Annotated in this window: 22 protein-coding genes; 2 read left to right on the top strand and 20 right to left on the bottom strand. The window is 46.6% G+C overall.

Going from position 1 to position 26,511, the window contains the following annotated elements:
* Window positions 1–420 precede the first annotated feature (420 nt).
* Both secA and EKG38_RS23680 read right to left on the bottom strand, forming a co-directional pair.
* Complete coding sequence (secA, locus tag EKG38_RS23685) at window positions 421–3,144, bottom strand: preprotein translocase subunit SecA (RefSeq protein WP_126523359.1); 2,724 nt, start codon at window positions 3,142–3,144, stop codon at window positions 421–423.
* A gap of 59 nt (window positions 3,145–3,203) precedes the next feature.
* The gene (locus EKG38_RS23680; protein ID WP_126523358.1) at window positions 3,204–4,103 is read right to left on the bottom strand and encodes a M23 family metallopeptidase; all 900 of its coding nucleotides are present in this window, start codon (window positions 4,101–4,103) and stop codon (window positions 3,204–3,206) included.
* Window positions 4,104–4,130: 27 nt separating this feature from the next.
* Here EKG38_RS23680 and EKG38_RS23675 point away from each other — a divergent pair, with 27 nt between their 5' ends.
* Window positions 4,131–4,583, top strand: a complete 453-nt coding sequence (locus EKG38_RS23675; RefSeq protein ID WP_126523357.1) for a DUF721 domain-containing protein — start codon at window positions 4,131–4,133, stop codon at window positions 4,581–4,583.
* A 41-nt stretch (window positions 4,584–4,624) separates the two neighbouring features.
* On the opposite strand, the gene lpxC is transcribed toward EKG38_RS23675, so the two are convergent.
* The 15 genes from lpxC to mraZ all read right to left on the bottom strand — a co-directional run bounded on the left by lpxC (window position 4,625) and on the right by mraZ (window position 21,868).
* A complete protein-coding gene (gene lpxC / locus EKG38_RS23670; RefSeq protein ID WP_126523356.1) occupies window positions 4,625–5,542 on the bottom strand; it encodes a UDP-3-O-acyl-N-acetylglucosamine deacetylase in 918 nt (305 codons plus the stop codon).
* A gap of 201 nt (window positions 5,543–5,743) precedes the next feature.
* The gene (ftsZ, locus tag EKG38_RS23665) at window positions 5,744–6,913 is read right to left on the bottom strand and encodes a cell division protein FtsZ (protein ID WP_126523355.1); all 1,170 of its coding nucleotides are present in this window, start codon (window positions 6,911–6,913) and stop codon (window positions 5,744–5,746) included.
* A gap of 76 nt (window positions 6,914–6,989) precedes the next feature.
* Window positions 6,990–8,225: a cell division protein FtsA gene (gene ftsA, locus EKG38_RS23660; RefSeq protein WP_126523354.1), complete on the bottom strand. Its 1,236-nt coding sequence runs from the start codon at window positions 8,223–8,225 to the stop codon at window positions 6,990–6,992.
* Between the two features lie 3 nt (window positions 8,226–8,228).
* Complete coding sequence (locus EKG38_RS23655) at window positions 8,229–8,993, bottom strand: cell division protein FtsQ/DivIB (protein WP_126523353.1); 765 nt, start codon at window positions 8,991–8,993, stop codon at window positions 8,229–8,231.
* A 131-nt stretch (window positions 8,994–9,124) separates the two neighbouring features.
* The gene (gene murC / locus EKG38_RS23650) at window positions 9,125–10,594 is read right to left on the bottom strand and encodes a UDP-N-acetylmuramate--L-alanine ligase (protein ID WP_126523352.1); all 1,470 of its coding nucleotides are present in this window, start codon (window positions 10,592–10,594) and stop codon (window positions 9,125–9,127) included.
* Window position 10,595: 1 nt separating this feature from the next.
* Window positions 10,596–11,693, bottom strand: coding sequence for an undecaprenyldiphospho-muramoylpentapeptide beta-N-acetylglucosaminyltransferase (gene murG / locus EKG38_RS23645; RefSeq protein WP_126523351.1), 1,098 nt, complete (start codon window positions 11,691–11,693; stop codon window positions 10,596–10,598).
* Window positions 11,693–12,907 carry a cell division protein FtsW gene (gene ftsW, locus EKG38_RS23640; RefSeq protein WP_126523350.1) on the bottom strand — a complete coding sequence of 405 codons (1,215 nt, stop codon included), beginning with the start codon at window positions 12,905–12,907 and terminating at the stop codon, window positions 11,693–11,695. The genes murG and ftsW overlap by 1 nt, the downstream gene beginning before the upstream one ends.
* On the bottom strand, window positions 12,900–14,231 hold the full coding sequence (murD, locus tag EKG38_RS23635; RefSeq protein ID WP_126523349.1) for a UDP-N-acetylmuramoyl-L-alanine--D-glutamate ligase: 1,332 nt from the start codon (window positions 14,229–14,231) through the stop codon (window positions 12,900–12,902). Before murD ends, ftsW begins: the two co-directional genes overlap by 8 nt.
* Before the next feature lie 72 nt (window positions 14,232–14,303).
* Window positions 14,304–15,386, bottom strand: coding sequence for a phospho-N-acetylmuramoyl-pentapeptide-transferase (gene mraY / locus EKG38_RS23630; RefSeq protein WP_126523348.1), 1,083 nt, complete (start codon window positions 15,384–15,386; stop codon window positions 14,304–14,306).
* Entirely contained in the window at window positions 15,386–16,753 is a 1,368-nt protein-coding gene (locus tag EKG38_RS23625) for a UDP-N-acetylmuramoyl-tripeptide--D-alanyl-D-alanine ligase (RefSeq protein WP_126523347.1), read from the bottom strand. The genes mraY and EKG38_RS23625 overlap by 1 nt, the downstream gene beginning before the upstream one ends.
* Complete coding sequence (gene murE, locus EKG38_RS23620) at window positions 16,750–18,231, bottom strand: UDP-N-acetylmuramoyl-L-alanyl-D-glutamate--2,6-diaminopimelate ligase (protein WP_126523361.1); 1,482 nt, start codon at window positions 18,229–18,231, stop codon at window positions 16,750–16,752. The genes EKG38_RS23625 and murE overlap by 4 nt, the downstream gene beginning before the upstream one ends.
* Window positions 18,231–19,967, bottom strand: coding sequence for a peptidoglycan D,D-transpeptidase FtsI family protein (locus EKG38_RS23615; protein WP_126523346.1), 1,737 nt, complete (start codon window positions 19,965–19,967; stop codon window positions 18,231–18,233). The genes murE and EKG38_RS23615 overlap by 1 nt, the downstream gene beginning before the upstream one ends.
* Before the next feature lie 79 nt (window positions 19,968–20,046).
* Entirely contained in the window at window positions 20,047–20,361 is a 315-nt protein-coding gene (ftsL, locus tag EKG38_RS23610) for a cell division protein FtsL (protein ID WP_012140753.1), read from the bottom strand.
* 76 nt (window positions 20,362–20,437) lie between these two features.
* A complete protein-coding gene (gene rsmH, locus EKG38_RS23605) occupies window positions 20,438–21,379 on the bottom strand; it encodes a 16S rRNA (cytosine(1402)-N(4))-methyltransferase RsmH (RefSeq protein WP_126523360.1) in 942 nt (313 codons plus the stop codon).
* 30 nt (window positions 21,380–21,409) lie between these two features.
* Window positions 21,410–21,868 (bottom strand): division/cell wall cluster transcriptional repressor MraZ, encoded by a 459-nt coding sequence (mraZ, locus tag EKG38_RS23600; RefSeq protein WP_012140751.1) that lies wholly within the window; start codon window positions 21,866–21,868, stop codon window positions 21,410–21,412.
* A gap of 442 nt (window positions 21,869–22,310) precedes the next feature.
* Between mraZ and EKG38_RS23595 the strand changes: the two genes are divergently transcribed.
* Window positions 22,311–22,613, top strand: coding sequence for a hypothetical protein (locus tag EKG38_RS23595; RefSeq protein ID WP_126523345.1), 303 nt, complete (start codon window positions 22,311–22,313; stop codon window positions 22,611–22,613).
* Window positions 22,614–22,682: 69 nt separating this feature from the next.
* On the opposite strand, the gene glpK is transcribed toward EKG38_RS23595, so the two are convergent.
* The 3 genes from glpK to EKG38_RS23580 all read right to left on the bottom strand — a co-directional run bounded on the left by glpK (window position 22,683) and on the right by EKG38_RS23580 (window position 26,284).
* A complete protein-coding gene (gene glpK / locus EKG38_RS23590) occupies window positions 22,683–24,170 on the bottom strand; it encodes a glycerol kinase GlpK (protein ID WP_126523344.1) in 1,488 nt (495 codons plus the stop codon).
* A gap of 57 nt (window positions 24,171–24,227) precedes the next feature.
* On the bottom strand, window positions 24,228–24,725 hold the full coding sequence (locus EKG38_RS23585) for a nuclear transport factor 2 family protein (protein WP_126523343.1): 498 nt from the start codon (window positions 24,723–24,725) through the stop codon (window positions 24,228–24,230).
* 245 nt (window positions 24,726–24,970) lie between these two features.
* Window positions 24,971–26,284, bottom strand: a complete 1,314-nt coding sequence (locus EKG38_RS23580; RefSeq protein ID WP_126523342.1) for an outer membrane protein transport protein — start codon at window positions 26,282–26,284, stop codon at window positions 24,971–24,973.
* Window positions 26,285–26,511: the final 227 nt, after the last annotated feature.

The following is a 26,511-nucleotide window of genomic DNA, read 5'->3' as shown; positions in this document are numbered from 1 at the left end:
AACTCTTAAAGGGTTTCTGCCTGAGATATCTTTCGTTAAAAAGTTAACTCAACTTCAACTGCACTCTCTTACGAGATGTAGGCTGTATGCCTGCTGTGCCGTGTCAGTGGTTGCGCATTATAGGGATCTCAGAGCAGAGCACAACCCCTTTTTATCGAAAAAATGATATTTTTTCGATCTTTTAAGATAGCCACATAATACCCACCAATTACCCCCAGCCTTATCCACAGAACACCTTGAATAAGTCGAAATAACCAACAAACAAGCAGGATTACAGATACTGTGAAATTCTGGTAAACGGCAGCACATATGGAGCGTGGAGTTAATATTATTCATACATGCCGCTCATGCGCTAGTCTGATAAATGAAAAAGGCCACTCATTGAGTGGCCTTTCATAATCTTCTATCGAATAGAGATGCTTATGTCAGCTTGCCGTGACATTGCTTATACTTACGGCCTGAACCACAAGGACAAGGATCATTACGGCCAACCTTTTCACCTTCCCGTACAACGGGAGTGTGTGCAGACAAAGCTTCCGCTTCCTCAGCTCCGACTATAGCCTCTGCTGAAGCATGTTGGTAATCACGTTGGATTTTGGCATCTTCCTGACGGCGACGCTCCTCCATCTCTTCAACATCTGACTGAGCTTGTACTTGAACCTTAGATAGAACACTGATGACATCGTGTTTCAGCGTTTCTAACATCTGCTGGAACAACTCAAAAGATTCACGCTTGTATTCTTGCTTAGGGTTCTTCTGTGCATAACCACGTAGATGAATACCTTGACGCAGATGATCCATGGCAGCCAAATGCTCTTTCCACAAACCGTCGAGTGTTTGTAGCATGACAGCTTTTTCAAATTGACGCAGAACTGGCTCGCCAACCATCTCTTCTTTAGCCTGGTATGATTTCACCCAAGTATCGACAATTCGCTCACGAAGCGTTTCTTCATGAAGATCATCTTCTTTATCCAGCCATTCCTGTACAGGCATTTTCAACCCATACTCTTGCTCCAGACGCGTTTGTAAGCCAGGGACATCCCATAGCTCCTCAACAGATTGCTGAGGAATATATTGATCGACGAGACCATTAACCACATCGGCCTGAATATTAACGATTGTGTCCTGGATAGTCTCAGCATCCATCAGTTCATTTCGCTGTGCATAAACAACTTGACGCTGATCGTTAGCTACATCATCAAACTCAAGTAACTGCTTACGAATATCGAAGTTACGTGCCTCAACTTTACGTTGTGCATTTTCAATCGCTCGAGAAACCCAAGGGTGCTCTATCGCCTCACCTTTCTCCATACCTAACTTCTTCATCATTGAAGAAACACGGTCCGAAGCAAAGATACGCATCAGGCTATCTTCCATTGAAAGGTAGAAGCGTGAAGAACCGGCATCACCTTGACGACCAGAACGACCACGTAACTGGTTATCGATACGGCGAGACTCATGACGCTCTGTACCTAGGATATGCAATCCCCCAGCATCAACAACTTCATCATGTCGAATCTGCCAATCGGTTTTGATCTTAGCTTTCTGTTCAGCACTAGGATTATCGAGCGCTTCAATCTCCATGTTCCAGTTACCACCTAGCACGATATCGGTACCACGACCCGCCATGTTGGTTGCAATGGTTACCGCACCGGTTCGACCCGCTTGGGCAACAATATCGGCTTCACGTTCATGGAATTTTGCGTTCAATACTTCGTGAGGGATCTTCTCTTGCTGCATTAAGCGTGCAAGTAGTTCCGATTGTTCAATTGAAACGGTACCCACAAGCACTGGCTGACCACGTTCACGACAGCCCCGAATATCCTCAATAATCGCAGTGTATTTTTCATCAGGAGTTAAATACACAAGATCGGCATGGTCTTTACGAACCATAGGTCTGTTGGTCGGAATAACTACCGTATCTAATCCATAGATGTGTTGGAATTCGAACGCTTCAGTATCTGCTGTACCTGTCATTCCCGCTAACTTCTCATATTGGCGAAAGAAGTTCTGGAAAGTAATAGATGCAAGGGTTTGGTTTTCATTTTGAATATGAACGCCTTCCTTCGCTTCTACCGCTTGATGAAGACCTTCAGACCAACGGCGACCCGGCATAGTACGACCGGTATGCTCATCGACAATGATAACTTCGTTATCCTGGACGATATAGTCGACATCTTTTTCAAAAAGAGTATGAGCACGCAGCGCGGCATTCACATGATGCAGTAGAGAGATGTTTGCAGCTGAATAGAGGGAGTCGCCTTCGGCCAACATTCCGCGTTCAGTAAGCAGGACTTCAACTTTCTCTTGCCCACGTTCAGTCATGTGAACTTGTTTAGCTTTCTCGTCGATAGAGTAATCACCATCGCCGATCTCCTCTTCCGTATCTTCTTTGTCTTGACGAATAAGATGCGGAATAAGGGTATTAATTTTGGTATAGAGCTCAGAGCTGTCTTCTGCGGCACCAGAGATGATCAATGGCGTTCTGGCTTCATCGATAAGAATCGAATCGACTTCATCGATCAGCGCATAGTGAAGTGGGCGTTGAACACGCTCTTGTGGCGAAAAGGCCATATTGTCACGGAGATAATCGAAACCAAATTCGTTGTTGGTACCATAAGTAATATCGGAATCATAGGCAGCTTTCTTCTCTTGCTGGCCCAGACCCGCGACATTAATACCAACAGAGAGTCCAAGAAACTCAAAAAGCGGACGGTTATTTTCAGCATCACGACGTGCCAAATAATCATTGACCGTAATAACGTGAACACCTTTACCCGTCAAACCATTCAGGTAAGCCGGTAGTGTTGCGGTAAGAGTTTTACCCTCACCCGTTCTCATCTCAGCAATACGGTTACTATCAAGTACCATACCACCCAGCATTTGAACATCGAAATGACGCATTTCAAAAACACGCTTAGACGCTTCGCGTACAACGGCGAAAGCTTCAGGCATCACATCATCTAAAGTCTCACCAGACTCTAAACGACCACGAAAGGCAGTAGTCTTAGCTTTTAACTCTTCGTCAGTCAGCTTTTCATATTCATCTTCAAGTGCATTAATCTGTGTGACATTTTTGCCAAGAGATTTAAGTGTGCGATCGTTACGACTACCAAATAATTTTGTCAGTATTTTACCAAACATCTGAACCACTTTTTATGTTGTTGGCCAAGTCCCGATTGAGTCAAAAGCCTAATTTTATATTAACCTGCTTTGCGGTAGACAAATTTCTGCGGATCTATCTGCTGTCCACCCCGCAACACTTCATAATGCACATGGGGTCCGGTCGAGCGCCCGGTACTTCCCATTTTGGCGATATTCTCGCCTTTGGCGATGACATCACCTACGGTAACTAACAAAGACTTATTGTGTCCATAGCGAGTTCGTAAACCATTTCCATGATCTATCTCTACAAGCTCACCATAGCCAAACATTCTGCCTGCCCATGTGATCACACCGCCAGCGGTGGCGACCACATTGGTTCCCTCTTTTCCGGCGAAGTCGATGCCTTTATGCACAGTTCTCCGCCCATTAAAAGGGTCATTTCGTAAACCGTAGGGCGATGATAACCATCCTTTTTGGATGGGCCGCCCAGATATATAACGTTCTTCATCTATATGGAGATTAGATGATACTGTTTCAAGTATTGAAAGCTGAACATTATTATTATCTATTCGTGATACTAACTTATCCATGTCTGAGATAAGCTGGTCTAGCTCGATATTGGCGCCTAATTCACTCAGGCCACCCACACCGACTTCGGAAGAGAAATCAAATTGATCTTCTAATTGATTATTTTTTGCAACTTGCTGACCGAGAGCCTCAAGACGCGTCACCTTCGCTTGTATGCGGGCAACATGGGTTACGAGCATAGCCAGTTGGGCTTCAGTCGCACCTTTAAGCTCTATGAGCTCGTCTTTTTGCGCTTCACGCGCAACTCGCTCATTATCGACATTGGTCTGCTGTTGCAGAATTTGTTTGGCACTGTGCTGGTATAGACCTGAACCTGCTGCTATTAATAGAACAGGTAACAACAGCCAACGTTTACCAGGCTGCCATCGAGAGGCGCCATTTCGACCTTGAATAAAAACTGTTACACTCATAGCCTAATTAAGCCATTTTGTTATCATATGAAAAAGCCCCCGCAGGACCTAAGCCAATTACTGCATCAGCAAGGGCAAATGCCTAATCTTGCTGAAAAAGCAGAACTTCTATTACACTTGAATCATTACGTGAAACAGGTGTTAGCAGGTCCGGTGTCGCAGCAACTAAAAGTTGCGAATCTTCGACAGGGTGTTCTTGTTATTGAAACGACTTCAGCTGCATGGGCCGCAAGAATAAACTTCCAGAAAGCCAAAATTTTACAACAGCTACAAGCCGAAACGCTACCCATGCTCTCCGCTATCGAAGTTAAAGTCAACCCGAGTCTGGTTTTGTATGAAACAAAGCCCAAAATCCCTCAACATCACATCAGTGAAACAGCAGCTTCCCATATTGAAGCATTGGCCGAACATACGGAGGGTTCTTTAGCAGAGAAACTAAAACGGCTGGCTGCATTAGCCAGCCGTTCAAGGCAATCTTAGCGTTAGCAATTAAGTAACTCTGAGTTCTTTTAATCTATCGATTAAGCGAACACTGCACCTGCTGGTACAGAGAAGCTCACAGGTGCTTCGTCTTTTTCGAAGCTGACCAGTTCCCAGGCATCTTGCTGCGCTAACAAAGCACGCACTAATTGGTTATTTAACGCATGCCCGGTTTTGAATGCACAGAATTCACCAACAATGGCATAACCAGCAACATAGAGATCACCGAAAGCATCTAAAATCTTATGTTTAACGAATTCATCCTCATAACGCAGACCATCGGGGTTGAGGACACGATATTCGTCAAGCACAACTGCATTTTCCATACTTCCACCCAGGGCTAAATTGTTAGCTCTCAAGTATTCGATATCACGCATAAAGCCGAATGTTCTCGCTCGACTTATATCGCGCACAAATGCTGAAGTAGAAAAATCCATTACCATGTGTTGTTGACTACGGGCGATTTCAGGGTGATTAAAGTCGATTGCAAAATCGACTCTAAAACCTTTAAAGGGTTTTAGTTCAGCCCATTTATCACCATCTTCAACACGCACAGTGTTTTTGATTCTTAGGTATTTCTTAGCCGACGCTTGCTCTTGAATCCCAACTGATTGAAGTAGGAATACCCATGGGCTGGCGCTGCCATCCATGATTGGGATCTCCGGGGCATCGACTTCAATAACAGCGTTATCGATACCTAGGCCCGCAAGTGCTGCGAACAGATGCTCAATTGTTGAGATACGTACACCGTCATCATTGACAAGTGCCGTACACATAGTCGTTTCACGAACTAAATCTGCTTTGGCTGGAATAGTCACTGCAGGTTCAAGGTCGGTACGCACGAGTACAATCCCTGTATTAACGGGTGCGGGTTTGATGCTCAAAGTCACCTTATTGCCGGAATGCAATCCGACTCCAGTGGTTTTAACCATTTCTTTAACAGTTCTTTGAAAAATCATTCTATTACCCGTTCATCTCAACAAAAAAGCTCAAACCTGTAATAGGATAGTTCTCTATATACAGGCGCGGCTGGTCGGATATGCTAACATATCTTTGCAAATTAGCCAAAATTCTACTACCCATCACCATCGCGAAACTGAAAAAAGTCGCCTTAGCAAAACGTAGACTGCTTAATTAAAAGCTGTACACCAAAACTACATTTAATCAGCTTGCTTACGCAAGAATGCAGGAATATCCAGATAATCAGCTTCATTTTTTGGTGCTGGTGCAGTTTGAGCAACTGGCACAACATTTCCTGTCGCCATTGGCTGAGCTATAAATTCTTCAGATACTGTCTCTGGACGAACTTCTGGTGTCACGATAGGCTCTGGACGCGGAGCAGGTTTAGTCACCAACTGAATATCAGCCTTCTTTTCTCCGCCAATTCCGGTAGCAACGACGGTCACACGCAACTCATCGCTCATTTCAGGATCGATTACCGCTCCCACGACGACTGTAGCATTATCAGATGCATAAGCTTTAACGTGGTTACCCACTGTCTCAAACTCTTCAATACTCATGTCCATACCGGCCGTAATGTTAACAAGTACACCACGAGCACCGGCAAGATCGATATCTTCCAGTAGAGGACTGGCAACAGCCGCTTCTGCTGCTTCTTCCGCACGGTCTTCACCACTGGCTACACCCGTACCCATCATGGCATTACCCATCTCAGACATCACGGTTTTCACGTCTGCGAAATCCACGTTGATCAAACCAGGTCGAGTGATCAGCTCTGCGATACCTTGGACTGCACCTAGCAATACGTTATTTGCCGCGGCAAAAGCATCTAACAATGACGTACCACGGCCTAATACTTTAAGTAGTTTCTCATTAGGAATGGTAATTAACGAATCCACAGACTTGGCAAGCTCAGCGATACCTTGATCGGCATACGACATGCGCTTCTTTCCCTCGAATGGGAAAGGCTTAGTTACAACAGCAACGGTTAAGATGCCTTCTTCTTTAGCAACTTCAGCAACAACTGGCGCAGCACCTGTACCCGTACCGCCACCCATACCTGCGGCAATAAAGATCATGTCAGAACCTTTAATGGCATTTCTGATATTTTCTTTATCTTCCTCGGCTGCCAGGCGCCCAATTTCTGGATTTGCCCCTGCTCCCAACCCTTTAGTGATATCACGTCCAAGTTGAATGGTTGATCCTGCTGAAGATTTTCTTAATGCTTGTGCATCTGTATTGGTTGCAACAAACTCAACACCTTCGATGTTGTGTTTAACCATATGTTCGATGGCATTGCCACCGCCGCCACCGACACCGATGACCTTGATCACCGCTTCATCAGTATGACTATCCATGATCTCAAACATGGTCTTCTCTCCGTTTTGCCTGCGTTATATGTAAAATAGTTAATCGATTAAGCCTGTCGCTCATATTCTTAAACTATTAAAACTCACCTTTAAACCAGCTTTGAACCCGATTCCAAAGACTGGTAACCCCTTGACGCTCAGGACGCTCGAACTGTCGCTCGACGACCCTTCTTGCTCCGTAGTGTAACAAGCCTACCCCTGTCGAATAGATAGGTTGATCCACATATTCAAATAACCCTTTCACCGGTAGTGGTGTTGCTACTCTCACTGGCATACCAAATGTGGCTTCAGCCACATCTACCGCCCCTTCAATGGAGGATGTTCCACCTGTTAGGACGATACCAGCTGCGATCTGATCTTCTAATCCTGAATCTCTTAACTCTTTGAGCACTAACTCAAATAACTCTTGATACCTGGGCTCAACCACTTCTGCCAATGTATGTCTGGACATGGTTCTGGATGGCCGTCCACCGACAGAAGGAACTTCAATACTGTCTTCACGGCTAACCATGGAGCTACGAGCACTGGCAAATTGAACCTTAATTTGTTCCGCATGAGAAAGTGGTGTTCTGAAAATTTTTGCGATATCGTTAGTCACCTGATTACCGGCAACTGGCACCACAGCGCAATGACGCAATGCACCGTTGGTATATACCGCCAGATCTGTTGTCCCACCACCGATGTCGACTAGACAGACACCTAAGTCCTTCTCATCATTAGTCAAAACTGAGTCCGCAGAGGCGATGGCAGAAAACACTAAGTCATCCACCTTAAGTCCACATCGCTCGACACTCTTGGTAATATTTTTTGCCATATCATTCGCGCATGTCACGATATGAACCTTCGCCTCCATACGCATGCCTGACATACCGATAGGGCTCTTAATGCCGTCCTGTACATCAATTGCATACTCTTGTGGCAACACGTGCAATATGCGGCGCTCAGTAGGAATTTTTACCGAACGCGCCGTGTGAATCACATTGTCGACGTCATCCTGCGTGACCTCTTCATCATTGATCGAGACCATACCATTTTCATTCTGACAATCGATATGTTTACCAGAAATACCCAAATATACCGATGAAACCTGGCAATCGGCCATCAACTCGGCCTGATCTAACGCTCGCTGTACACTGCGCACAATAGAATCGAGATCGTTTACACCACCTTTGTCCATGCCTCTGGACTGATGATTCCCCAACCCGACAACACTGATCTCACCATCGGGTAGCACTTCACCTATGATCACAGCAACCTTTGAGGTTCCTATGTCTAATCCAACGATCAGATTTCTATCTTGATTCTTGGTCATTATTTACTGGCTCTCTTTCTGTGCATTTTCCCAACCTACGGCTAATCCGGTGTCGTAGCGCAAATCTACCTTGGCAACTGGCTTTGGCTGCTTAACCAGTGTCGGATACACATTGATAAATCTTTGTATCCTTGCCATTTTATCTTCTCTGCCTAATTCGAGCATAATTCCGTTATCTAATGAACCATGCCATGCATGTCTCGGACTCAAACTTAGACTGTCTAACTTGAAACCATTTATCTTCAACAACTCGCTAACTTGCCGATATGTGGTTAATACCACTTTCGATTGCCCTTCCGGGCCAGCAAGCAGAGGCAAAGGCCCAGTATCAGACCTTTTAGGTGCATCAAATACCTGCCCATGAATATTGAGCCAGGCATCTCCATTCCAATGAGCGACGACTTGTTGCTCAACCAGGTAAACCTTTAGCTTTGCAGGCCATTCACGCCGTACCGAAGCCTGGTAAACCCATGGCAACGCCTCTAATGCATCCTGCACTTGATTGACATCTGCCGAGAAAAAGCTTCTCTTCATTAAGTCCTGCAGTGCGACCTGTATCTCTTCATCAGAGGTTCTGGCACGCTCTCCTCTGATTGCCACCGCCTCGATAGGCAATGCCTCGGCGTCATTAACAATCAGATTAAGTTTCCAAGCTCCCATTGATAAACTGAGTACTACCAAGAGCAAAAACAGGAGCCCAAGACACAGATACCAATCGACCTGCACCAGCCTCAATTTCCACCTTTGACCTATCTCAGCCCAAGACACAGATATTCAACCCTAATCTAGATTTTAACGAAAACGTTAATATACTAATGAACCACAGAAAACCGGCCATTATATAGACCTTATTCGTGGGGTCAAAATCCGATACATCGGCAATGAGATATCTTTCAAATTTATTCCTTACCCGTTCCTGAAGCCGCTAAATCGAAACCTAAGCTAGATTGAGATAACTGTTTAGCTATCGTTCCGATATTTCCTGCTCCCTGAGTCAATACAAGATCTCCCGCTTGGAGAACATCCGGTAGTAAACTGAGCAGTTGCTCACTATCGGAGACAAAAATAGGGTCGAGCTGACCTCGTTGACGTATCGACCGACATAATGCACGGCTATCGGCTCCGGGGACAGGAGACTCTCCCGCGGCGTAAACATCCAGTAACAACAAGCAATCCACTTGAGATAAGACTTCGACAAAATCATCGTAGAGATCCCGAGTACGGCTATACCTGTGAGGTTGATAAATCATGACCAAACGTTTATCCGGCCAACCGGATTTAGCCGCTTTAATCGTCGCAGCAACTTCACTCGGATGATGACCATAATCATCAACCAACACCATCTCACCCTTATTGGTATCGAAACAGCCTAATTGTTCAAACCGGCGGCCAATCCCCTGAAAATCTGCGAGTGCCTGTATAATTGCCGCATCTTCAATGTCATCTTCTGTAGCAACGGCAATCGCAGCCAACGCATTGAGCACATTATGTTGGCCGGGTAAGTTCACCACGACTTCAATATCTTCAGTTCCAGCTCTTCTTAGCATGAAACGGCTGCGATACGCTTCTTGCACGAAGTCGAGGGCTTGAATGTCTGCATCATCGCTAAAACCATAAGTCACTATCTTACGGCCTACCCTAGGCAGTAACTCGCGCACAACCGGGTCGTCGATACACATTACTGCTACGCCATAAAAAGGTAGGTTATGCAGGAAATCGATAAAGGTAGATTTCAATTTTTCAAAATCTCCCCCATAGGTGTCCATATGATCCGCTTCAATGTTGGTTACAACGCTAACCATAGGCTGCAGATGTAAGAAACTGGCATCACTCTCATCCGCTTCGGCGATCAAGTAACGGCTGCTACCCAATCTGGCATTGGTACCGGCACTGTTTAGCAGGCCACCAATAACGAATGTAGGATCGCGCTCAGCTTGTCCATAAACACTGGCAATTAAACTGGTCGTCGTGGTTTTACCATGGGTTCCCGCAACGGCGACACCATGACGGTAACGCATTAACTCGGCAAGCATCTCTGCCCGCTGGACAACCGGGATCCTCAACGCCTGAGCCTCTAATAACTCAGGGTTATCGGCGCTAATCGCCGTCGATACCACTACAACGTCTGCGCCATGTACCTGCTCTTCTCGATGCCCTATATGGATCTTGGCACCCAGAGAGACAAGTCTTTGTGTCACAGTATTCTCAGCGATATCGGAACCGGATAGCTTGTACCCCTCATTAACGAGTACCTCAGCAATTCCGCCCATACCCGCACCGCCGATTCCGACGAAGTAGATATGCTTAACTCTTCTCATCTCCGGGATGATGCTTCTTAACTGTGAATACTTCTCTTGATTCTTACTCATCTCAATCCTTTCCAGCTAATCTGATGCAGACGCTCGCAACTTTCTGTGTTGCGTCCAATACCGCTGCACTTTTTGCTCGTAGGCCCATCTGAGCTAATTCGTTTCTATCAGAGGCTAGAATTTGCAACTTTCCAATCAGCTTATTTGCATCTAAAATTGTCTGCGGCAGCAAAAATGCCCCCCCAGCCTGCACCAAAACCTGCGCATTTTTGGTTTGATGATCGTCGACGGCATGTGGATATGGCACTAACAGGCTCGGTAGGCCAACGGCTGCCACCTCTGAGACGGTTAATGCCCCAGAGCGGCACAGCACGACATCGGCCCAGCGGTACGCCGCTTCCATATCATCGATAAATTCGGCAACATTAACACTGCCATCTTGTCCAAGGTGTTGGTACTCACCCTTGACCCCTTGAAGGTTACCCTTACCTACCTGGTGCCATACGGTAATCGAGTGCGTCTTACTCACCGCTGCAGTCACACTCGGCATCAGGTCGTTAAACACTTTAGCGCCTAAGCTTCCACCAACGACTAATACCTTTAATGCGTCATCGGTAACCGGGTCAACATTGCTATCGCCCAAGGCGATCAGCTCTTCTCTTATCGGGTTTCCAACAACCTCAGCCTCTACATTGTCAAACGTATCTTCGAAGGCACATAAAACCTGACTGGCAATTCGAGCAAGAATTTTATTGGTCATTCCCGGTATTGCATTTTGCTCATGCAATACTAAGGGGATCCCCGATAGTCTGGCAGCCACACCACCGGGTCCACTGGCAAAGCCTCCCATGCCTAAGACCACATCAGGCTTGAACTCTTTAATCACAGCCCGGGCTTGCATGATCGAACGTATCACCTTAAAGGGGGCAGCCAGCTTACGCAGCAATCCGTTTCCACGCACCCCTTTGATATCGATAAAATCGATATCAAATCCATGCTTAGGAACTAACCTTGCTTCCATACGCTCAGCGGTTCCTAACCACCTGACTTGCCAGCCTTGCTGGCAAAGGTATTTTGCGACTGCTAGCGCAGGAAATACATGACCTCCAGTACCTCCGGCCATAATCAAAATACGTTTATCAGTATTCACCGTTGTCATTAACTTTTTTTCCCCTGCACAGCTTGAATAGAGCTTAAGCGTCGCTCATGATCGATGCGGATCAATATCATAGCTGCGGCGGTCATAACCCAGAGACTACTGCCTCCATAACTAATAAAAGGTAGAGTGAGTCCCTTCGTTGGTAGCATTCCAATACTTGCACCCACATTCACTACGGTCTGAAAACAGAACCAAATACCGATGGCGTAAGCAAGGTAGCCTTCGAAAGGCTTATCTATCTCAATACACAAATTGCCTAATTTGATCGCTCTAAGGGCAACAAAAAGCAGCACCGACAGCACCACAATGATGCCAATAAAGCCCAATTCTTCGCCGACAACGGCAAAGATAAAGTCCGTATGTGCTTCGGGCAGGTACTCTAACTTCTGAATACTGTTACCTAAACCTTGTCCGAACCAATCGCCGCGTCCATAAGCCATCAAAGATTGGGTTAACTGATAACCGCTACCGAAAGGATCTTGCCAGGGATCCATAAAAGAGGTGACTCGACGCATCCTATAGGGCTCTAAAAGCACCAAGGCCACAAATGCCATCACACCAGTCAATATCAAGGCAAAAAAGTCCAGTAAGCGGGCACCGGCTAAGAAAAGTAAGCCAACCGTTCCCACAAATAACACGACGACAGTACCTAAATCGGGTTGCATCAAGATCAGAAACGCATAAACCGCAAATACGGCAATCGGTTTGTAGAAACCTTTGGCATTTTCCCTGATCTCCTGATGACGTCTGACTAAATAACCTGCCATGTAGATGGTAAAGGCAAATTTAGCGAGTTCAGCCACCTGTATTCTAATCGGTCCCACAGATAACCAACGGGTCGCACCATTCACCGACGTACCAACAAGTAGTACGGCGACTAACATGATGCCAACGATCAATAGCAAGAGCGGACTAAACTGTTGCCAGCGGCACATCTCGATGCGCAATACCACTGCAGCGATAACAATGCAGCCCACAAGGTAAGCAGAGTGCCTGATAACAAAATGGAAAGGGTTACCCGTCAGGCTTTGCGCTTCAGGCATTGAAGCTGACATAACCATCACAAACCCAAAGCAGATCAGAGACAAAACAGCAAACAGCAAGCTGCGGTCATATAACTGCATGCCGGGAGCTTCTCGCTCTTTGAACAAATTTGGCCAACTCCAATTCACACTGGTGCCAAATAAGTTGAGTTGCCTCTCTTCGCTACGCATTTAACGCCTCGGCGCTTAACCCTTCCGCTAGCTGACGGAAATCATCGCCTCTCTCCATAAAATTCTTGTACATATCCAAACTGGCACACGCCGGAGACAACAAAACAATATCTCCGGCTATGGCTAACTGGGCGGCTTTGTTGACCGCATCGGCCATTGAATTAACCCTAATCGAGTGTTCGGACAGGGCGGCGATCTTATCTCCATCTTTACCTAATGTAATGAGATGGCTCACCGCTTTTAACACTGGCACCAAAGGTTTGAAATCCGCTCCTTTCCCATCACCACCGGCAATTAAAATGATATCTCCCAGATGCTGACTCAGCCCCTCAATAGCCGCCACAGTAGCACCGACATTTGTCGCCTTAGAGTCGTTAATGTAAGCAACACCATTGTGGTTAACGACCGTCTCAAACCTATGCTCGAGCCCGGTAAACTTTGAAGCAACCTCAACCATTGCCGCTTTTTCTATATCTGCTTGATAAGCCAGCGCCATAGCCGCAATCAGATTGGCATGATTATGACTGCCAACCAGAGCAACATCCTGAAGACTGATAATCTCGGCATTACCGTGTACTATCTTGCCCTCACAGACTCCCCACTCATCATTGTCAGGTAGAGATAAACCGAAACTGTTCTGGTTCATCGGATCTTTGGGCTCTGTCTGCTCATCTTCACGGTTAAACAAAGCAAACCGGGTTTGTGAGTACAACCTCAGCTTAGCCTGCCGATACGCTTCGATATCGCTGTACCTATCCATATGATCTTCACTGATATTAAGACAAGTAGCCGAAATACAGTTCAGGCTGTGAGTTGTTTCTAATTGAAAACTAGATAGTTCCAATACATACAGCTCAATATCGCTCTGGAGTAGATCTAAAACAGGAATACCAATATTGCCACCAACGGCATAATTGATACCCGCCGCCTTAGCCATCTCAGCCACTAAGGTAGTAACCGTAGACTTTCCATTCGACCCCGTGATACCGATAACGCAAGCGTCCCGCTCTTTGATCGCTCTGGCAAAGAGTTCGACATCGCCGATAACCTCAATATCCATATCTATCGCGGCTCGGATTTCCGGTGTATCGATAGCGATGCCAGGGCTGACAATGATCTGAGTAGCCTGCACCAGATATCGGCAGTCGAAACCACCACTGATCAACTCGACATCGGGAAACTCAGCCGCCAACGTATCCGCACCAGGAGGATTCTGACGACTATCCATAACCAAGGGAGTGATCCCTTGACCATGCAGATAACGCACAACCGAGAGGCCTGTGGCTCCCAATCCCAATATCAGGTGCGACTTGTGGTTAACCATATTCAGCTACCCTTTTCTGACGATGCAAAGTTCAGCAACAAACTGCAATATCTTATCTAAATCCATACCCGACTACCTTAATTTCAGCGTGGCCAGGCCAAGTAAAACTAAAAACAGAGAGATAATCCAAAAACGAACAATCACTCTAGGCTCTGGCCAACCTTTCAACTCATAATGATGATGAATGGGGGCCATACGGAAAATTCTTTGTCCACGTAACTTGTATGAACCAACCTGCAAGATGACCGACACCGTCTCCATAACAAAGACACCCCCCATGATCACCAGCAGGATCTCCTGACGTACCAATACGGCTATCACACCAAGTGCAGCCCCTAACGCCAGAGAGCCTACATCCCCCATAAACACCTGTGCAGGGTAGGTATTAAACCAGAGAAAACCTAAGCCGGCACCGACGATTGCGGTACAGACAATCACCAACTCTCCTGCACCTGGCAGGTACGGCAGGTGTAGGTAATTTGCAAATTGAACATGACCCGAAAGATAGGCAATTAACGCAAAAGCCGCGGCGACCATAACGGTAGGCATGATCGCTAAACCATCAAGCCCGTCGGTTAAATTGACGGCATTACTCGACCCCACTATGGTGAAGTAAGCCAAAACGATAAAGAAGCCACCGAGTTGAGGCATAATATCTTTAAAGAAAGGCACTACAAGCTGGGTTTCTCCGACTAAATCCGCTGATGCATAGAGATAAAATGCGATGATCAATGCGGCAAGTGACTGTAAGATATACTTCCATCTGGCGATCAAACCTTTGGTATCTTTTCGAACCACTTTACGATAATCATCGATAAAGCCAATCAAACCAAAGCTTGCAAGCACGAATAGCACGACCCACACGTAACGGCTGGCAAGGTCTCCCCAAAGCAGCACACTAATAAATACACCGGCTAAGATCAGAATACCGCCCATCGTCGGCGTGCCACGTTTACTGAAATGAGATTCCGGACCATCATTTCGTACAACTTGGCCGATCTGTAGCATCTGCAGACGTTCAATCATCTTCGGTCCCCACCAAAGACTAAATATCAAGGCAGTCATCAGGCCTAGAATGGCTCTAAACGTTACATAAGAAAAAACGTTAAACCCAGAATAAAACTGAGTTAAATACTCCGCCAGATAAACCAGCATTAAACAAACTCCCCGCGCCCATAGGCAACTATTAAGGCCTCAACCACGCGTTCCATTCCGGCACTGCGTGAGCCCTTGACTAAAACCGTCACATTACCTTGCAACCGATTAATATTATTAACTAAATTACCCACTACTTGCTCAAACTCTTGATGATGAACACCACCAAAGGCGGTACTGGCATTTTCGCTTAGTTCACCCAATGAAAACAGCGCATCTATCCCGCTATTTTTTGCAAGCTCACCCAGCTCAGTATGCAAAAGGGACGCATTGTCGCCTAATTCTCCCAAATCACCCAGCACTAAACAGCGATATCCATCAATTTCTTGAAGCCAGTCAATTGCAGCGCTAACCGATGCAGGATTTGCGTTATAACTATCGTCAATCACTCGCACCCGACCGAGCTGAGTTGGTAACATTCTACCTTTCACCGGCTCGAGCAAAGACAAGCCTGAAACGATCTCACTCAGAGGTAGGCCCAAGGTTAAACAGATCCCTGCGGCGGCAAGTGCATTGCTCACTTGATGGCGACCAGACAAGGGCAATGTCACTGAAACTTGTTGGGTCAGGTAATTCATCTTGAAGCAATAGCGACCCAGCAGATCGGGTTCGAGCTCGCTTCCTTGCAGATCGGCTGCAGCTTCAATAGCAAAACTTAGCTGCTTATGTTCACTTGCCGCCTCTTTCATCACCTGAGCGAATGAATCATCGGCATTAATCACTGCCGTCCCGTCACAACTGAGATGATTAAATATCTCAGACTTGGCAGCAGCGACTCCGGCTAATGAACCAAAGCCTTCGAGGTGAGCCGAGGCAACATTATTGACTAAAGCAACATCGGGCTTAACCAGTGACGAGGTGTAGTCGATCTCGCCGCGATGATTCGCCCCAAGTTCGAAAACACCAAACTCATCTCCCTCCTCCAAACGGAGCAGGGTAAGGGGAACACCAATTTCATTATTAAAATTGCCGGCAGTGTAGAGCACCTTGTGTCTCTGGGATAGGATGGTCGCAACCATCTCCTTCACACTCGTTTTTCCATTTGAACCAGTGAGCGCTATCGACTTAGGCTGAATCACCTCTCGAAGGTATGCCCCTATCTCTCCCAAGGCTTTCTGAGTGTCTTTCACTATCAGTTGGGGGAGATCCAGAGGTAATTCATGAGTCACAAGAAGCGCATCAGCGCCATTTTCGACCGCTAGATGTGCGAAGTTGTGACCGTCGAATCTCTCGCCTTTCAGTGCAACAAACAAAGTCTGGGACGGAATGGTTCTGCTATCACTGCAAACATGGGCAATTTCGGTATCGGGACCGATGAGGCGCGCATCTAATCGATGACTCAATTGCGATAACGTTAACGGGATCATACTTGAGCCTCGGCAAGTTCACGTGCCAGCGCACGCTCATCATATTCCCGGCGAACTCCAGCCATTTCCTGGTAGGTTTCATGCCCTTTCCCGGCTAGTAACACTAAGTCTCCCGCCTTGGCATTTGCCACCACTTGACGAATAGCCACTTCACGATCCACCTCTGTTAACGCCTTATCGGGTGCGGTTAACCCTTCCAGAATATCGTTAATGATGACATCGGGTTGCTCACTTCTGGCATTGTCACTGGTCACCACCACTCTATCCGCATATTTTTCTGCGGCTTGCGCCATCAATGGTCGCTTGCCTTTATCACGATCGCCACCACAACCAAACAGACACCAAAGCTCACCGTCGCAATGACCTCTTAATGCCTTAAGGGCCTGCTCGATGGCATCGGGGGTGTGTGCATAATCGACGACAATAGTGACATCACCCGGAGTCGTAAATCGCTCCATGCGTCCTGCAACGGCTTGTAACTTAGGCACCACGGAAACTAATGCATGCATATCGAAGTCAAGCAGATACAAGGCTCCCAGCGCGGCAATGAGGTTCGACAGATTAAATGAGCCTAATAGTGGTGAGCGCAGATCGGCGTGGCCACCAGGCCAGACTAATCTTGCATCGACCCCCTGATGATGGAAATGGTTATTTTGGGTGTAGATTGCTTTTGAGTTTTCAATTGAAGCCGACTCACCATGAATACTGAAACTGGTATATTTCCCCGTATCGTGTTCGGCTAGCCATTGCTTACCAATCTCATCATCAAGATTGATCAAGCCAGAGCTTAACGAGGGAAAGTTAAATAATAGTTTCTTCGCATCGCCATAAGCCTGCATGGTCCCATGATAATCCAGGTGATCACGGCTTAAGTTGGTAAATACCGCCACATCGAAGGGAACAGCCTCGACTCTTCCCTGAATCAAACCATGACTCGAGACTTCCATCGCGCATAACTCGGCGCCTTGAGCATCAAACTCCTGAAGCTGAGCCATCATGGTGATTGCATCGGCTGTCGTATTACCGCTATCGACTAAGTCACCCCAAAGGCCATTGCCCAGGGTTCCCATGACCGCACTCTGTTTTCCCAATAAGGCAACCAGCTGGGCCATAAGTTGGGTTATCGATGTTTTGCCATTAGTGCCTGTTACACCGACCAGCTTTAAACGTTCTGCGTTAAGTGGATATGCTTGAGCCGCTAGAGCTGATAATTGGCGATTAAGCTGGAAGAATAAGATCTGTTTTCCTTCATCATCGACAAGTTTTCCATGGCACTCGGGATCATCGGTGTGAACCAGAGATGCCACAGCACCTTGCTGTACGGCAGAACTAATATATTTTCGGCCATCGGCTTGATGACCGGGGATGGCAATAAAAAGATCCCCCGGGCCCACAGCCCTACTATCCAGAGTCAGCTTATTGAAGCTTTCTGAACCCGCATAATGGAACCAAGGGGCTAACAAATCACGTAATAGCATCACTCAGTTCTCCTCGTTGTACCCGCTAGACGTACCTTTTCTCTCGACGAAATAGGTTCAATATTAAGCATCTGTAAAGCACCCGACATAACTGCGGCGAACACAGGAGCGGCAACATCACCACCGTAATACCTGTCGCCCTTCGGCTCATTAACAACGACAACAATCGCTAATTCAGGGCTATGTACAGGGGCTACACCCGCAAAAATGGCAACATAATCCTCACCGTAACCACCGGCAACCGCTTTACGGGCCGTACCCGTTTTTCCTGCTACCGGATAGCCCTCAATATGGGCTTTGGTCGCCGTGCCGCCTTTTTCAGTGACACCGATGAGCATCTCCATCACGCTCTGTGCAATCTCAGGTGAAATAACCTGCTCTCCCTCGGGTTGCTGCTTGAGCTTTAAGATAGAGACGGGGTATAAGACACCTTTACTTCCTAAGGTGGCATACAACCTGGCTAATTGAAGCGGTGTTACCATAAGCCCATAACCAAATGAAAGCGTCGCACGTTCAAATTCAGACCAACGCCTGCGATCATGGATAAGCCCGGCACTCTCACCCGCAAGATTGATACCGGAGTAATTACCCAGTCCCATTGTCTGGTAAGCGCCCAATAGCTCCTGAACTGGCATTGAAAGCGAAATTTTGGCCATGCCGACATTACTCGAATGCACCAGCACATCGGCAAGCGAGAGATCGCCATAATATCTGGAGTCCCGTACAACCTTGCCACCAATCCTCATTCGGCCTGGATAGGTCTTAATGATTTGATCTGGCTGGATGGTTCCGGCTTCGAGTGCGGCAGCAACAACAAAAGGCTTAATTGTCGAGCCTGGCTCATAGGAATCGGTAAGCGCTCGGTTTCGCATTCTGAACGCTTGAAGATTATCTCGGGAGTTAGGGTTATAAGATGGTGTATTAGCCATAGCCAATACTTCCCCCGTGTGTACATCGAGAACAACGATAGAAGCCGAGGTCGCTTGATTTATCTCCGTCGCTTTTTTCAACTCACGGTATGCCAACTGCTGAATGCGCTGATCCAGACTAAGCACGAGGTCGTTTGGACTATCTCCATCCTGCACGATATCCAGACGTTCGACGACATGACCATCTCTCGATTTACGTACTTTCTGTTTAGATGGGGTACCGGTTAACCAGTCATTATAGGAATTCTCGATACCTTCTATGCCAATATCATCGATGTTAGTGATCCCCACTAACTGAGCCGAGATTTCACTGGTTGGATAGTAGCGGCGGGATTCAGATTTCAGATAGACACCCGGTAGCTTTAACTTACTGATATATTCCGCAACAGCCGGTGTGACCTGACGTTTAAGATAGGTAAAACGTTTCTTTGGATTTGATTGAACCCGCTTCAGTATCTTCTCTTTAGGCTCATGAAGAATATCGGCCAACGCTTGCCAGCGCCGCATATCGACAAAACCATTACGGTCGTGGACGACCTTGGGATCGGCATATACCGCCTTTACCGGCACACTCACGGCTAACATCTCACCGTTACGGTCGGTGATCAGTCCACGCTGTACCTCTCTACTGGTGGTACGAAGCGTACGCATATCACTTTCATGACGTAGCTTTTCCGGCTCTATGATTTGAATATAAGCAGCACGACCGATAAGACTGGTAAACAGCAGGCATACGAAGGCAACAACGACATATAAACGCCATTCGATTAACTGCGGTTTCTGCTTACGCTTTGCCTGTTTGCTCATTATACCCTCAACAACACTCCACATTAAACTTTATGGAGCTAACCAACTCTTTTTCTTTGACTTTCTTATTAAGAATCTATCATGGTACTCTTACCACAATCTCTTCTTTAGGCAGTGGTCGGCTCATCTCGAGCTCTTTGCTCGCAATACGCGTGATCCGGCTGTGCTCAGACTGAGACTGCTCCTCAAGAAGTAAATTACGCCATTCAATGTCCAACCTATCCCGCTCTTGCAGCATCTGATCCCACTGAGTGATGTACTTGCGGCTCACGTGGCTTGTGTATACAACGGCAATGGCATTCACCATTACGGCTATTGCGAGTAACAACACCCACTTGTGATGCCACAAGTCCAGTAAAACGATTCGAGGCAGATTCAATTGAGATTTACTCAAATCAGGCTCCCTCTATCGACAGCCTCGAGTCTGGATAAGCAAGGTAATAGCAATGAAACTGCTATTTCGCCTGCCATTAATACTCCAATCGCTCCGCTATGCGTAACACAGAACTGCGAGCTCTAGTATTACGCTCAACCTCCTCCTCAGAAGGTTTGATTGCTTTACCTATACTTTTGAGTAAACGGGTTTTATTGATCTCAGCCTCTGTTATTGGCAGGCCATGTGGCACGCTTTCACCTTGGCAGTGTCTGCGAATGAAGCGCTTGACCATTCTGTCTTCCAAAGAATGAAAACTGATCACAGATAAACGTCCATGGGGAGCAAGCACGCTTAATGCCCCCTCTAAAGCTTGATCTATCTGTTCTAATTCACTGTTGATATAGATTCTAATCGCTTGAAACACTCGAGTTGCAGGATGCTTGTTGCGCTCTTTATTTTTACTGATCCTGGCAATCAAATCGGCCAACTCTTTGGTCCGTAAGAAGGGCGTTTTTTCTCTATCGGCGGCGATACAACGAGCGATATGTCTGGAGTTCTTCTCTTCGCCGTAGGTTTTAAATACCCAAGCCATATCTTCTATCTCTGCACGAGCAATCCAGTCGGCAGCCGTTTCACCTTGAGAGTTATCCATTCGCATATCGAGTGGACCGTCACGTAAAAAACTAAACCCACGTTCGGCATCATCGAGTTGCGGAGACGAGACGCCGAAGTCCAGCAGCACGCCATCGATCTTGCCTTTCAAGCCAAGATCTTCCACATAGGTGGCCAGCTGACCGAAGCCACCATGAACGATGCTAAATCTTGCATCATCGGCAAACTGTTCGGCTGCAGCAATCGCCTGAGGATCTCTATCGATAGCGATTAAACGGCCATTTTCGCCCAAATGCTTAAGCACCTCACGAGAATGACCACCACGGCCAAATGTGCCATCGATGTAGATACCGTCTTCTTTAATATTTAGGCCTGCTACCGTTTCAGTTAGCAGTACCGATAAGTGTGCAAATTCTTGGCTCATCATTCTCTTCTATCTATTTAGCTTCACTGATCACAGTGAGAAATCGGCAAGACGTTCATTATCAGCAAACTCTTCGCTTTGAATCGTCTCTCGGCTTTGCTCTATCTGCTTCTGCCAAGCAGTTTCATCCCAAAGTTCAAACTTATTCAACTGCCCCACTAACATTGCTCGCTTCTCTAAATTGGCATATTGACGAAGCGGTGGAGGTAGTAATATCCTACCGTTCCCATCGAGCTCACACTCATGGGCATAGCCCAAAAGTAGCCTTTTCATGGCTCTTTCTGTAGCCCGGGTATCGGAGAGTAGTAGTAATTTTGCTTCGATCTTGCTCCATTCATCGAATGGATAGAGCAAGAGGCAGGGAGATTGAAAATCAACGGTTATCACTATTTGGCTATTAAATTCAGCGTGCAGGGGCTCACGGTAGCGCTTTGGAATAGCGATCCGTCCTTTTGTATCAAGGTTAATAGCACTGGCCCCACGAAACACGTTAGCTTATCCTTGCCGTAAACAGTAAGCGATCCACAAATATCCACAATTTCCCACAAGACCTAAGTTTAGAGATAGAACGCAAGCCTTGTCAAGGGCGCGAACTATTTATAAATCCAGCATTCAAGCGGGTTAGCAGCAAATTTAAAATATTGTAAAAACAGGAAATAATGAGGGGAGAAAGTGGATCTACATCCCTAAAAAGTAGAAAAAATAGACAGGTGCGACACTCTATTTATCATTAATTAATATTTAAGTGGTGATAGCGTCCCATTTTATTCCCAGATTTTGCTGATCTGACATAATTTGTTCAGGAATTAAAATACCTTCCCCTCCTATTCTGTGAACTCATTAAAAATTAACTAAAAATCATACAGTGCGGTATAAATATTGACCATCGCTTGCCGATAAAGGAATATATACTTAAGAGAAAGGAGGAAATATGGTTGGTTTAGACAGTCTATACGCCATGCTGGCTCGCCCCGTTCCGCCAGTGATAAAGCACAAGCGGGTCGTAGAACAGACAGAATACATCAAAGGTATTGCGGCAGACAGCCATGAGGCCCCTCAGTCACAACTTCCACCAAACCTTGAACGTCGCCACGCAATTGAAGACAGACGCGACTCACCGCGGGGCGATCGCCGTGGTCAAAAAGAAAAGGAGAAAGAGCAAGAGGAAGAGTTAGCTAAAGCGCAGCAAGAAGCCATCGAGTCTCCCCTTCCCCATATCGATATTGATGTTTAACTCACGAATAAACCACAGATTTGATATACGCTTAAAGTCGTCTGTTTCCTCGGCTGTCGAGTAAAAACATCAAGCTTTAATCGTTTGAGCAACAGCAGCATTCCACCCCGAATACAGTTCATCACACTTCTCAGTTGATATAGATGGCATAAATGTGCGCTCAATATCTGCTTTATATTTTAACTCGGAGGTCGAGCTCCAAAATCCCACGGCCAATCCGGCCAGGAATGCGGCCCCCATAGCCGTAGTTTCGGTAATGACAGGCCGCTGTACTTCTACATTAGTGATGTCAGCCTGAAACTGCATCAAGAAATCGTTAGAGACGGCCCCACCATCAACCTTTAGCTGTTTGAGCATGACACCGCTATCTTTGGCCATTGCATCGAGCAGATCTCGACTTTGATAAGCAATAGCTTCTAAAGCGGCGCGGATAATATGATTACGATTCGAGCCACGCGTTAACCCAACCAGAGCACCACGAGCATTGGGATCCCAGTATGGCGCGCCTAAGCCAACAAAAGCCGGGACTAAATAGACCCCATTAGTATCTTCCACCTTTGAGGCAAAATATTCGGTATCCTGCGCATCCCTGATAAGGCCCAGTTCATCTCTGAGCCATTGAATCGTCGCGCCTCCCATGAAAACTGCGCCCTCTAAGGCATAATTAACTTCACAATCGGCGCCAATCGCGACAGTGGTGAGCAAACCATGGGTAGATTTAACGGCTTGTTTACCCGTGTTCATCAACAAGAAACAACCGGTACCATAAGTATTTTTTGCCATTCCCTCATCGATACAAAGCTGTCCGAACAAGGCTGACTGCTGATCGCCCGCAATACCTGCAATATTGATTTCACCGCCCTCACCCGCAATACGGGTCTTACCATATACCGCACAAGAAGGCTTAATGTCAGGAAGCAGAGACCTTGGAATATCTAGTGCTTCCAGTAATTTACTATCCCATTGCTGAGTATGGATATTAAATAACAGAGTACGACTGGCATTGGTGGGGTCGGTAACATGCACTTTTCCCTCTGTCAGCTTCCAAACCAACCAGGTATCGATAGTGCCAAACAGTAACTCACCTTTTTCAGCTCTCTCTCTGACGCCCGCAACATTATCCAAGATCCACTTAATCTTGGTTCCTGAAAAATAGGGGTCGAGCAGTAAGCCTGTTGTCTCACGCACATAATCTTCCAGCCCCTGCGCTTTTAGCTCATCACAGATATGACTACTGCGACGACACTGCCAGACAATAGCGTTATAAACTGGTTTACCGGTTAACTTATCCCAGATTACGGTCGTTTCACGTTGATTGGTGATCCCAATCGCAGCGACCTCACTACCATGGATCCCGGACCGAGCAAGCAGTTCGATAAGGGTAGAGCTCTGTGAGGCCCATATCTCCATGGGATCGTGTTCGACCCAACCGGCCTGAGGGTAAATCTGAGGAAACTCTCGCTGTGATACAGAAACAATATTGGCATCATGATCGAATATGATCGCTCTTGAACTTGTTGTCCCCTGATCTAATGCCACCACATACTTTTTAGCCACAACTGATCCCTATTACTGCGCGCACTTTTACCGTCAATATTACGGCCTGAAAAATGATTATTGTTGAGTCTCTTGCAAAACACCGATCTCGGGCTCTACAACATCTTCTTCAATCGTCTCCAGTGGGGGTTGTTCATCACAAGCATGGGCTGGGAAATACCAAAATTCGGCTAACTTTCCAGCCTTTACCCTAAATGTACCGATACTGCATTGGCTAAGATGCTCACCGTCGTTATCCCAGGTCACTCTTTCGACCGTACTAACATAACTTCCTGAATTGATGATCTGGAGAATGGTGGCATTGGCATCTTTAAGAGTCTCAAAATAGTCGGTCATCGCCGCACCAAACTCTGTTCGGTCTGATGTTTCCACCTCCACTTTGGTGCCTGTGATATGCATCCAGCGTACAGTCTCACTCGTATGCTGCACCATTAATTCAACGTCATGCTTGTTGTAGGCCTGGATGAAGCTTTCGACCACTTCAGTGGGGGTCGGAGCTGCTTGTGAGGTAAAGGATAGGAAAGTTAAACTGGCGGCGAGTAGATAAGACCTCATTGTACACCTCATATTTTGTTACGGCATATCGGCCCAATGAAGTCCGACACACGTATTGCACTTTAAAGCGTAGATAAAGCTCTAAAGTGCTTAGCTAATAGGGTAATCCATTAGATGAATATAATCTTATGAAGTTCATTTTGCTAACAAAATATTTACTTCGCTGATAGAGAAGGTACTTTAAAGGTGTAAAAAAGGGGCCAGAACATAAGCCCTGACCCCTTTATTCAATAAGCGCTATACAGTTAGAAGCGGTAGCTTGCCTGTACCCCCACCAGCATTATATTGCCGCTGGTAGTACCACTGAATGTGCCGCCAAATAGTGCTGAAGAACGATCAGACTCAATCCCTGGACGAGGCTCAACCACAGGCGACTCATCGGCAAAGATGTATGTCACACCGAAGTCTAAGTCGAGATTATCGCTATAGTGGTAACCATAACCGGCACTCAACCACAAACGATCCATCTCCGGAATAGTCAGGGTACGGTTGGCGTCAGAGACAGCTGATTTATCATAAGCGATACCCGCACGCAGGGTCGATTTTGAACTCAAATCATAGGTAGTACCCAGAGCGAAGCGGTAGCTGTCTTTCCAGTTTTCCTGCTTCACCAGCTGTGTAGGCTCAGATAAGGCAGGAATAACGGCTTCCAGCTTTTCAAATGAACTCCAATCGGTCCAGTTAATGCTGGCATGAATGGCTAACGTCTCAGTCACCTGATGGAAAGAAGCAAGCTCAGCGGTTGCTGGCAGAGATAACTCCATGGCGCCATCCAACTTCAAGTTAGGATCCATTGGGTTGAAGGCTAGACCGTTGGCCTCACCTTCCAGATTTTGATCGACGGCAGAACGGTAGTTCACGCCAATACGGTTACTATCATTAATCTGCCAAGCACCGCCGAGTTGCCAGCCCCAAGACGTATCATCGCCTTCCATGTATTTTAGCGTGGTTCCTTTAGGTACCGGCAGGTTCCCCATAGGCGTTGGCAATACAGAATCGGCAGAACTCATAGCCCCTATGCTACCTTCGCCAATAACGAAGCGAACACCCGCACCGACACTGAACTGCTCATTGATGCGATATGCGATATTTGGATTGATCTCTATGGTAGTAACAGAAGCCTCATTACCAAACTGAGTGCCCCGGAAGCTGTCATCCAATTCCGTTGCCATGCCAAAGTTACTGCCCAAGGCTAAGCCTAAGAACCACTGCTCATTGAGCTGATGAGTCACATAGAAATTTGGCACAACGGCATCATCGGCAATATCGGTCGCAGAGGTGGCATTTGTGCCATCGATGAAAGTCACCTCTCCATTAATATCGATATTTGGCATGACCAAGATCGCACCCGCAGACATTTGCGTACCAGGCAGATAAGTCATCATGGCTGGATTGCGAAATTGTGCCGCGGCATTATCAGCCATAGCAGCTTCTCCGGCGAATGCACGGCCGAGCCCGGTTGCTGAGTATTCTGCTAACTGAAACCCTGCAGCCTGAACTTGAGTAACCGATCCAACAATCGCCGCAGCCACGGCCATAGATAAAATGCGCTTGTTCATTGTCTCTCTCATTTTCAAAGTCATTATTGAATTTATTGATCTTGGCGTTATTTAGAGCAATAGCTCAAAACCATTGTGGGCGGGAGTGTACCCATGCAGCATATCTTTGCAAGCAAAGAAGGTTAAACGGTATAAAACACTAGAGTTGCAACAAAAACCAACGACAGAACAGAGCAAATGACTTTTAAAACGTTTTTTGCTATAACACTTATGAAGTAAGAGTCGCC

The sequence above is a fragment of the Shewanella canadensis genome, assembly GCF_003966225.1.
Classification (GTDB): Bacteria; Pseudomonadota; Gammaproteobacteria; order Enterobacterales; family Shewanellaceae; genus Shewanella; species Shewanella canadensis.
The sequence above is the reverse complement of the archived record's forward strand: the minus strand, read 5'-3'. Positions and strand labels throughout refer to the sequence as shown.

What these genes read in the sequence shown, in the direction of transcription:
- EKG38_RS23585 (WP_126523343.1), bottom strand. Translation starts at nt 24,725, where the DNA reads ATGAGGTCTTATCTACTCGCCGCCAGTTTAACTTTCCTATCCTTTACC.
- ftsW (WP_126523350.1), bottom strand. Translation starts at nt 12,907, where the DNA reads ATGCGTAGCGAAGAGAGGCAACTCAACTTATTTGGCACCAGTGTGAAT.
- mraY (WP_126523348.1), bottom strand. Translation starts at nt 15,386, where the DNA reads ATGCTGGTTTATCTGGCGGAGTATTTAACTCAGTTTTATTCTGGGTTT.
- lpxC (WP_126523356.1), bottom strand. Translation starts at nt 5,542, where the DNA reads ATGATTTTTCAAAGAACTGTTAAAGAAATGGTTAAAACCACTGGAGTC.
- EKG38_RS23680 (WP_126523358.1), bottom strand. Translation starts at nt 4,103, where the DNA reads ATGAGTGTAACAGTTTTTATTCAAGGTCGAAATGGCGCCTCTCGATGG.
- murG (WP_126523351.1), bottom strand. Translation starts at nt 11,693, where the DNA reads ATGACAACGGTGAATACTGATAAACGTATTTTGATTATGGCCGGAGGT.
- EKG38_RS23625 (WP_126523347.1), bottom strand. Translation starts at nt 16,753, where the DNA reads ATGATCCCGTTAACGTTATCGCAATTGAGTCATCGATTAGATGCGCGC.
- EKG38_RS23595 (WP_126523345.1), top strand. Translation starts at nt 22,311, where the DNA reads ATGGTTGGTTTAGACAGTCTATACGCCATGCTGGCTCGCCCCGTTCCG.
- EKG38_RS23580 (WP_126523342.1), bottom strand. Translation starts at nt 26,284, where the DNA reads ATGAACAAGCGCATTTTATCTATGGCCGTGGCTGCGGCGATTGTTGGA.
- ftsA (WP_126523354.1), bottom strand. Translation starts at nt 8,225, where the DNA reads ATGACCAAGAATCAAGATAGAAATCTGATCGTTGGATTAGACATAGGA.
- murC (WP_126523352.1), bottom strand. Translation starts at nt 10,594, where the DNA reads ATGAGTAAGAATCAAGAGAAGTATTCACAGTTAAGAAGCATCATCCCG.
- secA (WP_126523359.1), bottom strand. Translation starts at nt 3,144, where the DNA reads ATGTTTGGTAAAATACTGACAAAATTATTTGGTAGTCGTAACGATCGC.
- murD (WP_126523349.1), bottom strand. Translation starts at nt 14,231, where the DNA reads ATGGTTAACCACAAGTCGCACCTGATATTGGGATTGGGAGCCACAGGC.
- murE (WP_126523361.1), bottom strand. Translation starts at nt 18,231, where the DNA reads ATGCTATTACGTGATTTGTTAGCCCCTTGGTTCCATTATGCGGGTTCA.
- rsmH (WP_126523360.1), bottom strand. Translation starts at nt 21,379, where the DNA reads ATGAGCCAAGAATTTGCACACTTATCGGTACTGCTAACTGAAACGGTA.
- EKG38_RS23615 (WP_126523346.1), bottom strand. Translation starts at nt 19,967, where the DNA reads ATGAGCAAACAGGCAAAGCGTAAGCAGAAACCGCAGTTAATCGAATGG.
- ftsZ (WP_126523355.1), bottom strand. Translation starts at nt 6,913, where the DNA reads ATGTTTGAGATCATGGATAGTCATACTGATGAAGCGGTGATCAAGGTC.
- EKG38_RS23675 (WP_126523357.1), top strand. Translation starts at nt 4,131, where the DNA reads ATGAAAAAGCCCCCGCAGGACCTAAGCCAATTACTGCATCAGCAAGGG.